This is a genomic window from Mesorhizobium sp. M7A.F.Ca.MR.245.00.0.0, assembly GCF_003997415.1.
GTDB lineage: Bacteria > Pseudomonadota > Alphaproteobacteria > Rhizobiales > Rhizobiaceae > Mesorhizobium.
Map to the genome: position 1 here is coordinate 26051 of NZ_RZTE01000042.1, position 10308 is coordinate 36358.

At 63.8% G+C, this 10308-nt stretch carries 9 protein-coding genes and 1 pseudogene; 4 read left to right on the top strand and 6 right to left on the bottom strand.

Translation table 11 applies throughout. From position 1 onward, the window contains the following. Positions 1-41: 41 nt before the first annotated feature. Together EOB80_RS28385 and EOB80_RS28390 are read left to right on the top strand one after the other, a co-directional pair. Positions 42-1217: a CaiB/BaiF CoA-transferase family protein gene (locus tag EOB80_RS28385; protein ID WP_127331150.1), complete on the top strand. Its 1176-nt coding sequence runs from the start codon at positions 42-44 to the stop codon at positions 1215-1217. Then, positions 1214-2863: a thiamine pyrophosphate-binding protein gene (locus EOB80_RS28390; protein ID WP_127331152.1), complete on the top strand. Its 1650-nt coding sequence runs from the start codon at positions 1214-1216 to the stop codon at positions 2861-2863. Before EOB80_RS28385 ends, EOB80_RS28390 begins: the two co-directional genes overlap by 4 nt. A 52-nt stretch (positions 2864-2915) precedes the next feature. Here EOB80_RS28390 and EOB80_RS28395 read toward each other — a convergent pair whose 3' ends face one another. Both EOB80_RS28395 and EOB80_RS28400 read right to left on the bottom strand, forming a co-directional pair. After that, positions 2916-3359: a CHRD domain-containing protein gene (locus EOB80_RS28395; RefSeq protein ID WP_127331154.1), complete on the bottom strand. Its 444-nt coding sequence runs from the start codon at positions 3357-3359 to the stop codon at positions 2916-2918. Positions 3360-3497: 138 nt separating this feature from the next. After that, positions 3498-4783, bottom strand: a pseudogene (locus tag EOB80_RS28400) (cystathionine gamma-synthase family protein). A 125-nt stretch (positions 4784-4908) separates the two neighbouring features. On the opposite strand from EOB80_RS28400, the gene EOB80_RS28405 reads away from it, so the two are divergent. After that, positions 4909-5367, top strand: coding sequence for an Lrp/AsnC family transcriptional regulator (locus EOB80_RS28405; RefSeq protein WP_127331156.1), 459 nt, complete (start codon positions 4909-4911; stop codon positions 5365-5367). Between the two features lie 45 nt (positions 5368-5412). Here the strand turns inward: EOB80_RS28405 and EOB80_RS28410 are convergent, their stop codons facing one another. The 4 genes from EOB80_RS28410 to EOB80_RS28430 all read right to left on the bottom strand — a co-directional run bounded on the left by EOB80_RS28410 (position 5413) and on the right by EOB80_RS28430 (position 9663). Beyond that, positions 5413-6384, bottom strand: coding sequence for an ABC transporter substrate-binding protein (locus EOB80_RS28410; RefSeq protein ID WP_013894623.1), 972 nt, complete (start codon positions 6382-6384; stop codon positions 5413-5415). 40 nt (positions 6385-6424) lie between these two features. After that, positions 6425-7579 (bottom strand): ABC transporter permease, encoded by a 1155-nt coding sequence (locus EOB80_RS28415; protein ID WP_127331158.1) that lies wholly within the window; start codon positions 7577-7579, stop codon positions 6425-6427. Beyond that, on the bottom strand, positions 7576-8454 hold the full coding sequence (locus EOB80_RS28420; protein WP_127331160.1) for an ABC transporter permease: 879 nt from the start codon (positions 8452-8454) through the stop codon (positions 7576-7578). Before EOB80_RS28420 ends, EOB80_RS28415 begins: the two co-directional genes overlap by 4 nt. Before the next feature lie 417 nt (positions 8455-8871). Beyond that, positions 8872-9663, bottom strand: a complete 792-nt coding sequence (locus EOB80_RS28430; RefSeq protein WP_127331162.1) for an ABC transporter ATP-binding protein — start codon at positions 9661-9663, stop codon at positions 8872-8874. 142 nt (positions 9664-9805) lie between these two features. On the opposite strand from EOB80_RS28430, the gene EOB80_RS28435 reads away from it, so the two are divergent. Further along, positions 9806-10210, top strand: a complete 405-nt coding sequence (locus EOB80_RS28435) for a cupin domain-containing protein (RefSeq protein ID WP_127331164.1) — start codon at positions 9806-9808, stop codon at positions 10208-10210. Positions 10211-10308: the final 98 nt, after the last annotated feature.

Consider the following 10308-nt stretch of genomic DNA (forward strand, 5'->3'; position numbering starts at 1 on the left):
TTTCGCAGCAATCACGGTGATTGCGGCAACCACGGTGATCCATGGCTGAGCCCCCGCTGAAAGGCGTCCGCGTCGTCGAACTCGCCCGCATCCTTGCCGGGCCATGGGCCGGGCAGTTGCTCGCCGATCTCGGCGCCGATGTCATCAAGGTCGAGAGCCCCGATGGCGGCGACGACACCCGCAAATGGGGCCCGCCCTTCGTCATGGGCAAGGACGGCGAGAACCTGTCGGCCGCCTATTACCATTCCTGCAATCGCGGCAAGCGCTCCATCGCCATCGATTTCTCGACGCCGGAAGGCGCGGAGACCGTGCGCCGGCTGGTCGCCACCTCGGACGTGCTGATCGAGAACTTCAAGCTCGGCGGCCTGAAGAAATACGGCCTCGACTATGACAGCCTGCGCCAGATCAACCCGCGCCTCGTCTATTGCTCGATCACCGGCTTCGGTCAGGACGGACCCTATGCGCCGCGCGCCGGCTACGACTTCATCATCCAGGCCATGGCCGGCATGATGTCGATCACCGGCGAGGTCGGCCGCGAGCCGCAAAAAGCGGGCGTCGCCATCTCCGACATCTTCACCGGCCTTTATTCGGTCATCGCCATCCAGGCAGCATTGCGCCATGCCGAGCAGACCGGCGAAGGCCAGCACGTCGACATGGCGCTTTTCGACACCCAGATCTCGGCGCTCGGCAACCAGAATTTGAACTATCTCGTCTCCGGCCAATCGCCGGTGCAGATGGGCAATGCGCATATGAACATCGCCCCGTATGAGGTGGTGCCGGTCCGGGACGGGCACATCATCCTGGCGGTCGGCAATGACGGCCAGTTCGCCAAATTCTGCGCCGCTGTCGGACTGGACGACCTGCCTGCCAATCCCGACTTCGCCACCAATCCCGCCCGGGTCGCCAACCGGGTCAAGCTGCGCGAGCGCATGATCGAGGCGCTGAAGATTTTCGACCGCGATCCGCTGCTGGCCAAGCTGGAAGCGGCCGGCGTGCCGGCGAGCCCGATCAACACGATCGGCCAGATGTTCGCCGACCCGCAGACGATCGCGCGCGGCATGCGGCTCGATCTCGACGACGGCCATGGCAATCTTCTGCCTTCGGTGCGTGCGCCGATGGTGATGTCCGGCACGCCGGTGATCTATGAGCGCCCCTCGCCACGCCTGGGCGAGCACACGCAAGAAATCCTTGCCGAACTGGAGAAGTCTGGACAATGAAGACCGGCGGACAACTCATCGTCGACGCGCTCGAAGCCAACGGCACCGACCGCATCTACTGCGTGCCCGGTGAATCCTATCTGGCGGTCCTGGACGCGCTGCACGATTCTGCGATCCGCACCATCGTCTGCCGCCAGGAAGGCGGTGCCGCGATGATGGCCGATTGCCACGGCCGCCTGACCGGCAAGCCCGGCATCTGCTTCGTCACCCGCGGCCCCGGCGCCACCAACGCCTCGGCCGGCATCCACATCGCCATGCAGGATTCGATACCCGTCATCCTGTTCATCGGCCAGGTCGCCAGCCACGCCAAGGAGCGCGAAGCGTTCCAGGAGGTGGACTACAAGAGGTTTTTTGGCGACATCGCCAAATGGGTGGTCGAGATCGACGACGCCTCGCGCATCCCCGAATTCGTCACCCGCGCTTTCGCTGTGGCGACGTCAGGCCGCCCCGGCCCGGTGGTGATCTCGCTCCCGGAAGACATGCTGACCAGCATCGTCGAGGCGCCCATCGCCTTGCCGCACACGCCGGTGGAAACACGGGCCGGCGAAGCGGAGCTCGATGCGCTGGAAAAGCTGCTGGCTAAGGCCAAGCGGCCGTTCGTCATCCTCGGCGGCACGCGCTGGGACGCCGAGGCGGTTGCACAAATGCGCACGATCGCCGAGGCCTGGTCGCTGCCGGTCGGCTGTTCCTTCCGTCGCCAGATGCTGTTCGATCATCTGCATCCGAGCTACGCCGGCGATGTCGGCATCGGCATCAACCCGAAGCTGGCGACGACGATCAAGCAGGCCGATCTCGTGCTGCTGATCGGCGGCCGCATGGGCGAAATGCCCTCGTCCGACTACACACTGCTGAAAAGCCCCTACCCCGACCAGACGCTGGTCCACATCCATGCCGACGCCGGCGAACTCGGCCGCGTCTACAGGCCGACACTGGCGATCAACGCCTCGCCTTCTGCCTTCATAGACGCTTTCGCCAGGCGCAAGCCCGCCTCCGCACCCGTCTGGGCAACCGAGACGCCAAAGCTGCATGCCGCCTATCTCGACTGGTCGACGCCACCGGAAGGCGGCCCCGGCTCGGTCCAGATGGGCCCGATCATGAACTACCTCGAAAAGATGTTGCCCGACGACGCCATCCTCACCAACGGCGCCGGCAATTACGCCACCTGGGTGCATCGTTTCCACCGCTTCCGCCGCTTCGCCACTCAAGGTGCGCCGACGTCAGGCTCGATGGGCTATGGCACGCCTGCGGCCGTCGCCGCCAAGGAGCTGTTCCCGGAGCGCACCGTGGTCGCCTTCGCCGGCGACGGCTGCTTCCTGATGAACGGGCAGGAGTTCGCCACCGCCGTGCAGTATGACCTGCCTATCCTTGTGGTCGTCGTCAACAACGGCATCTACGGCACCATCCGCATGCATCAGGAGCGCGAATATCCCGGCCGCGTCGTCGCCACCGATCTCAAGAACCCCGATTTCGCGGCTCTCGCCCGTGCCTATGGCGGCCATGGCGAAACGGTCGACAAGACCGCCGATTTCGCTCCCGCCTTCGAACGTGCCCGCGCCAGCGGCAAGCCGGCGATCGTGGAAATCCGCCTCGACCCCGAAGCGATCACGCCGACCAAGACGATGACGCAGATACGCGACAAGGCGTAGTCCAAACAAAAAAAGAGGCGGTCGCCCGCCCCTTTTTGTCATGCGGCTTGCGCTATTTCGCGGCCTCGACCTGGCCACGGATTTCGCCGTCCTTGTTGGCTGCCGTGTGCACGTTGACATAGTCCTTGCCGGCCATCAGGTCGGCGGCCTGCGCGTCGGTCAGCACGACCGACCCTTTGATCGGGCTCTTGAGCTTGCCCTTGAACGGGATCGCCACCCCGGCGTTTTCACCCATCGCGGCTGGGCCGTGAATATGCCCGGCGGTCGCCGGCCCGCTGAGGCCGGAATACTTGACGTTCCAGCTGAGTTTCTTCGTGGCCGTGTCGAAGGTAAGAGCTGCGGTGCCCTTGCCTTTCGTGGTCACCGGCGGGTTCTGCTGGGCGCCGTCGAGCGTCGCTTTCAGCTTCACCGTCTCGGCCAGGGCCGGCGCTGCCGTAAGGAAAGACACCGAGATGGCCAGTGCCGAAAGCATCGGCGCCAAGGATTGGATACGCATGAGAATCTCCGTTTGCTGATGACATCCAGCCACGGCTCCCCGGCGCGCGGATGTATCGGCACAAGGCTTATAAGAGCGAATGGCTGCGCGCGAGTAACACTTACGTGCAGACTAATGGACCGCGCGATACCGGCGGCGTCAGACGGCTGCCAGCGCCTGGGTTAGGTCGGCGATCAGATCATCCGGGTGCTCCACGCCAATCGACAGCCTGACCGTGGTCTCCAGCACGCCGATGCGTTCGCGCACCTCGAAGGGTATGCCCGAATGGGTCATGGCCGCGGGGTGGCTGGCCAAGGATTCCGTTCCGCCCAGGCTCACCGCCAGCTTGAAGATCTGCAGGTTGTTGAGAAAGGCGAAAGCCGCCTTCTCGCCGCCCTTGATATCGAAGGAGAAGGTCGAGCCGGCACCAGTGCATTGCGCCCTGTAGGTGCGGCCAGCCGGCGTTTCCTCGCCCAGGAACGGAAGGTAATGCACCTTCTCGACCTTGGCATGGTCGCGCAGGAATTCGGCGACCAGGCGCGCATTGTCGTTGGCCCGCTCCATGCGGATCGACAGCGTCTCCAGCGAGCGGCCAAGCATCCAGCAGGAATGCGGGTCGAGCTGCGTGCCGATCGCGCCGCGCAGCGCCTTGATCGGCTTGGTGACCGCCTTGCTGCCCATGGCGGCGCCCGCGATCAGGTCGGAATGGCCGCCGACATATTTGGTCAGCGAATAAACAGAGACATCGGCGCCGTGTTCGATCGGCCGCTGGAACACCGGGCCGAGCAGCGTGTTGTCGCAGATAACGATCGGCGTCGACCCTTGGCTCGCGCCAATCTCGTCGGCGATCTTGCGCATCAGCGCGACGTCGACCAGGCTGTTGGTCGGATTTGACGGCGTCTCGATCAGGATGACCGACACGCGGCCTTTCGCGACGGCCGCGTCGGCGGCCGTGCGCACCGCTGTCTCATCGACGCCATCCGCGAAACCGACCGCGCCGATACCGAAGCCGGAGAGCGTGCGCGTCAGAAGCGTCTCCGTGCCGCCGTAAAGCGGCTGCGAATGAAGGATGACGTCGCCCGGCCTGATATAGGCGAGCAGTGTCGTGGCGATCGCCGACATGCCTGACGAAAACAGGATGCAGGCATATCCGCCCCCTCATAGATCGCCAGCCGGTCCTCGACGATCTCGCTGTTGGGATGGTTGAAGCGCGAATAGACCAGGCCCGACGCCGTGCCGCTCGGCGGCTCCTTGCGGCCGGAGGTGTAGTCGAAGAAGTCGCGTCCTTCTTCCGCCGACTTGAACACGAAGGTCGAGGTCAGGAACACCGGCGGCTTGACCGCACCCTCCGAAAGTTGCGGATCGAAGCCATAGCTCAGCATCAGCGTCTCCGGGTGGAGCTTGTGGTTGCCGATATGGGTTTTCGACGGGCGTGGCGCGGTCATGATCTTTCCTGCCTGTTCGAGTGACATAGTGAACGGCAATTTATGCGATCCCGTTCCGCCAGTCCTTGCTATTTTTGGGCTCTCATGGCTGCATTCCCGCAACAAATTGCCCGGAGAGACCGAAAGTGCAGCAGAAGATAGCCGATGATTTCGACCGCAAGATCCTGCGCGAACTGCAGGCCGACGCCCGCATCACCAACAATGAGCTTGCCGAGCGGATCGGCCTGTCGCCGTCGCCCTGCCTGAGGCGGGTGCGGCGGCTGGAGGAGACCGGAATTATCAGGGGCTACACCACGCTGGTCGATCCCTCAGCCTTCGGCTGGAACATGGTCGCCATCGCCACCATCCGGCTCAGCCGCCAGAACGAGGACGAGATCGTGATGTTCGAGGACGCGATCCGCGGCTGGGACGAGGTGCTGGAATGCCACCTCGTCACCGGTTCGCGCGACTATGTGCTGAAAGTGGTGACGGGAAGCCTCGAACAATACGAGCGCTTCATCAAGGAAAAGATCGCGCGGCTGAAATGCGTCGCCTCGATCGAGACCAGCTTCGTCATGAACACCATAAAGGAACGGCGCCTCTGACATTTCTGCCGGAGGCGCCGCGTCTCGAGATCATGCGCAGTAGGCTTACTTGACCGCCTTGTCGGTGATGGCGGTGGTGTAGGCGCCAGTCGGCTCCTTGGTGATGATCTTCTGGTCGAGCAGCGCCTTGGCGGTGCGCTCGTAGGTCGCCGGATCGAGCTTGCCGTCGGCGTTGTCGATCAGCTTGGCGACTTCGCTCATCATGCGCTTCTGGTGGTTCTCGTCCTGGCCGCCGCCATCCATGACGATGCCTGCGGCTTCGTCATTGTTGTCGATGGCGTATTTCCAGCCCTTCATCGAGGCGCGCACGAAACGCACCATCTTGTCTTCGAAGGCCGGGTCCTTGAGCTTGTCTTCCGACGCATAGAGCCCGTCCTCAAGCAGGTCGTTGCCCATGGCCGAGTAGTTGAACACGGTCAGCTGTTCGGGCTTGTAGCCGGCGTCGATCAGTTGCCAGTACTCATTGTAGGTCATGACCGAGATACAATCCGCCTGCTTCTGGATCAGCGGCTGCACGTCGAAGCTCTGCTTCAAGACGGTGACGCCGTCCGGGCCGCCGTCGGTCTTGAGGCCGAGCTTGTTCATCCAGGCGTAGAACGGATACTCATTGCCGAAGAACCAGACGCCGAGCGTGTGACCCTTGAAATCGGCTTCGGTCTTGATCGGGCCGTCCTTCGGGCAGACCAGCTCCATGCCTGCCTTCTTGAATGGCTGGGCGATGTTGACCAGCGGCACGCCCTTTTCGCGGGCGGCCAGCGCACCGCCCATCCAGTCGACGATGACATCGGCGCCGCCGCCGGCGATCACCTGCTCGGGCGCGATATCGGGACCGCCCGGCTTGATGTCGACGTCGAGACCTTCGGCCTCATAGAAACCCTTGGCCTTGGCGACATAGTAGCCGGCAAACTGAGCCTGCGTGACCCATTTCAGCTGCAACGTCACCTTGTCGGCGGCCATTGCCTGGAACGCGGCGAGCGACATCGCGCCAGCCAGAACGGGAATAATCAGTCTTTTCATTTTTTTACCCTCTGAAGTTAGTGCCCTAAACCCACCGCCCCTATCCACCACGGACAGAGGGATGCCAAAACGTGACGGCTCTTTCGACAAGAGCGACCACGCCATAAAAGACCGAACCCGCAAGTGCTGCAACTGCGATTTCGGCCCAGACCATGTCGATGTTCATCCGCCCGACCTCGGTCGAGATGCGGAAGCCCATGCCGACGACAGGCGTGCCGAAGAACTCGGCAACGATGGCGCCGATCAGCGCCAGCGTCGAGTTGATCTTCAGCGCGTTGAAGATGAAGGGAGCTGCTGCCGGCAGCCGAAGCTTCAAGAGCGTCGGCCAGTAGCTCGACGCGTAGGTGCGCATCAGGTCGCGCTCCATGTGGCCGGAGGCGGCCAGGCCGGCGACCGTGTTCACCAGCATCGGGAAGAAGGTCATGATGATGACAACAGCCGCCTTGGACTGCCAGTCGAAGCCGAACCACATGACCATGATCGGGGCGACGCCGATGATCGGCAGCGCCGAGACCATGTTGCCGATCGGCAAGAGGCCGCGCCGCAGGAACGGCACACGGTCGGCGAGGATCGCGGTGATGAAGCCGGCGCCGCTGCCCACGACATAGCCGAAGATCACCGCCTTGAAGATGGTCTGCCGGACATCCGCGCCGAGCACCGGCAGCGAACCGGCGATGCGCGCGCCGATTGCGCTTGGCGGCGGCAACAGGATGAAGGGAATGCCGGCGCCACGCGTCACCGCTTCCCAGATGATCAGTATCCAGGCGCCGAAGATGGCCGGGATGATCAGGCGCAGCGCGGTGCGAGCCCAGCTTGCCATCGGGCGAAGGCCAGACAGGACGGCGACGCAGCGCCAGCCAAGCAGCCAGGCACCCGTGAGCAGCAGGAAATAGGGCGCCCGTGCCAGGCCCTCGAAACCGGTGATGCCGCCAATCAGCAGCCAGGCGGTCAGATGCGCACCGATGAAAAGCACAACCGCTTCGACGACGGACGGTATTCTGGTCATCGAGATCAAAGCGGCGAGAAGCAGCACGCCAAAGATCAGCCAGGTCGCCGCCGCATAGGGATATATCAACGTCCCTGCGGGCTGCGCCAGCGCATCGACTTTCGGCGCAGCGATCGCGCCGAGCGCCACTGCGATCAGGCACAGCACGATCGCCAGCACCGCCTGCCAGGAGGGTTTCAGCCAGTTCATGCCGGCCTCCCGCCCATGGCGCGGTCGACGAGGCGCCCGGCAATGCCGACAACCATGACCAGAAGTGCGGCCACCACCGACCCGACGACCAGCGCCGACCAGATGTCGATGGACTGGCTGTAATAGGCGCCGGCGAGCAGCTTGGCGCCGATGCCGGCGACCGCACCGGTCGGCAGTTCGCCGACGATGGCGCCGACCAGGCTTGCCGCCACCGCCACCTTCATCGAGGTGAACAGGAACGGCACCGAGGCCGGCACGCGCAATCTCCAGAAGGTTTGCGCACGACTGGCATTGTAGGTGTGCATCAGGTCGAGATGCATGATCTCGGGCGAGCGCAGCCCCTTCACCATGCCGACGGTCACCGGGAAGAACGACAGATAGGTCGAGATCATCGCCTTCGGGATCAGACCGCTGATGCCGATCGCCCCCAGCACGACGATGATCATCGGCGCCACCGCCAGGATGGGAATGGTCTGCGAGGCGATGATCCACGGCATCAGGCTGCGGTCGAGCGTCGCCACATGGACAATGCCGACCGCAATGATGATGCCGAGCGCGGTGCCGAAGGCAAAGCCGAGCAGCGTCGACGACAGCGTCACCCAGGCATTGTAGACCAGGCTGCGGTTCGAGGTGATAGGCCGCAGGAAGGTGTTCTCGAAGAAATTCACCGCCACCTGATGCGGCGCCGGCAATGTCGGCTTCGGCTGCGACAGCGTCTTGCCGACGAGTTCGCTGAACGTGGAGGTCTCACCGGCGCGACGGTCGAGATCGCGCTGGAACGGCGCGTTGAGGATGACAGCGAAGACATACCAGAGCACGACCACCCCGGCGAGGATCGAGGTGACGGGGATGAGTTTGTCGCGGAAGGTGTCCATCAGGTGCGCTCCCCTTTGCCCAACGGCAAAGAGCGGCCATACCCATTCTTCGTTATCCTAGGGCGAAGCAAGGAGCGAAGCGACGCGGCGCAGACCCTAGGATCCATGCCGTTACCTCTGTGCTCCACAACGGTGCGGAACAAGGCTCCCTGTGCCTCGCCCTGCTTGGCCCGTTTTCTCAACCGTTTTCGCCTTTCGGCCGGCGTCACGGCATGGATCCTAGGGTCTGCGCAGGCCTCTGCGCGCCTGCTCTGCCCTAGGATGACGAAGGGGTGGTTGACCGCTCCCTTTACGCACGCCGCCTCGCGGTGCCCTGGGATGACGAAGGCGCGGTGGGCCGCCCCCTCACCCGACCTCCGCTTCGCTCCGGCCACCCTCTCCCCGTTGGGGAGAGGGTGGAGCCCGTCGTTTGCTCCCTCAATCATCATAGCTGTGCCCTGCCCGCAGCCCGTCGCGCACGCGCGCCGCGATCGCCAGAAACTCCGGCGTCTCGCGGATGTCGAGCGGCCGCTCTCTCGGCAGCGTCGATTCGATGATGTCGCTGACGCGGCCCGGCCGCGGTGACATGACGACGATGCGCGTCGACAGATAGACGGCCTCCGGAATGGAGTGGGTGACGAAGCAGATGGTCTTGTTGGTGCGTCCCCACAATTCCAGCAACTGCTCGTTGAGATGGTCGCGCACGATCTCGTCCAGCGCGCCGAACGGCTCGTCCATCAGCAGCAGGTCGGCGTCGAAGGCCAGCGCACGCGCAATCGAGGCACGCTGCTGCATGCCGCCCGAGAGCTGCCAGGGATATTTCTTCTCGAAGCCTGAGAGGTTGACGAGATCGAGCGTGCGCTTGATCCGCTCGCCCTGCTCCGCCCTGGACAGGCCCATGATCTCGAGCGGCAACCCGACATTGCGCTCGATGGTGCGCCACGAAAACAGGGCGGCGGCCTGAAAGACATAGCCATAGGCGCGTTTCTCGCGCGCCTGCTCTGCTGTCATGCCATTGACCGAAATCGTCCCCGAGGTTGGCTTCTCCAGATCGGCGATGACGCGCAGCAGCGTGGTCTTGCCGCAGCCCGAAGGCCCGATGAAGGAGACGAACTCGCCCTTACCGATGGTGAGATCGACGTTGGACAGCGCCTGCACCGGCCCGTCATTGGTCTGGAAGGTCAGTCCGAGTTTGCTTGCCGCGACGACGGCTGGCGAAGTCCCCGTCATCGGCCGCCGCCTGCCTGTTCGCGTACTTGCGGCGGCTGGAATCCGATTGCTTTTATCGCGATGTTGTTTTCCACTTACCCTGTCCCATTTGGCCCTGTCCCACTGACCTTGTCCCACTCGATCGACGCCCGGAGTTTCCCCGATGTCGCCCAAACCCACTTGTCATCTTATCCGCCCTGAAAGCACTTATGAAGGCAAGCAGGGATTGACCTATTTCGTCGGCATCGCCGCCGAGACCGTCGGCGCCTCCGGCATCTGCATGCACATGCTCACCATGCCGCCCGGCGCCCGCGCCAAGGCACATATGCATGAGAGCCACGAGACGGCTATCTATGTGCTCTCCGGCGAAGTCCACACCTGGTACGGCGACCGGCTCGAGCATCATATCGTCGTCAAGGCCGGCGACCTTTTCTACATTCCCGCCGGCGTGCCGCATCTGCCGGCCAATCTGAGCAGCGCCCCGTCTTCGGCCGTCATTGCCCGCACCGATCCCAACGAACAGGAAAGCGTCGTCCTGCTGCCGGAACTGGATGCGCTGGTCGCGTGAGGCCAGCATCGACGGGCTAGGATCCCACCGGTCAATTGCCCAAAGTTTGCGCTGTCCCTCATCGCCCTGCCGGGCACTTCTCCCCGTATAGTGACGGG

What these genes read in the sequence shown, in the direction of transcription:
- EOB80_RS28385 (WP_127331150.1), top strand. Translation starts at nt 42, where the DNA reads ATGGCTGAGCCCCCGCTGAAAGGCGTCCGCGTCGTCGAACTCGCCCGC.
- EOB80_RS28390 (WP_127331152.1), top strand. Translation starts at nt 1,214, where the DNA reads ATGAAGACCGGCGGACAACTCATCGTCGACGCGCTCGAAGCCAACGGC.
- EOB80_RS28395 (WP_127331154.1), bottom strand. Translation starts at nt 3,359, where the DNA reads ATGCGTATCCAATCCTTGGCGCCGATGCTTTCGGCACTGGCCATCTCG.
- EOB80_RS28410 (WP_013894623.1), bottom strand. Translation starts at nt 6,384, where the DNA reads ATGAAAAGACTGATTATTCCCGTTCTGGCTGGCGCGATGTCGCTCGCC.
- EOB80_RS28415 (WP_127331158.1), bottom strand. Translation starts at nt 7,579, where the DNA reads ATGAACTGGCTGAAACCCTCCTGGCAGGCGGTGCTGGCGATCGTGCTG.
- EOB80_RS28420 (WP_127331160.1), bottom strand. Translation starts at nt 8,454, where the DNA reads ATGGACACCTTCCGCGACAAACTCATCCCCGTCACCTCGATCCTCGCC.
- EOB80_RS28430 (WP_127331162.1), bottom strand. Translation starts at nt 9,663, where the DNA reads ATGACGGGGACTTCGCCAGCCGTCGTCGCGGCAAGCAAACTCGGACTG.
- EOB80_RS28435 (WP_127331164.1), top strand. Translation starts at nt 9,806, where the DNA reads ATGTCGCCCAAACCCACTTGTCATCTTATCCGCCCTGAAAGCACTTAT.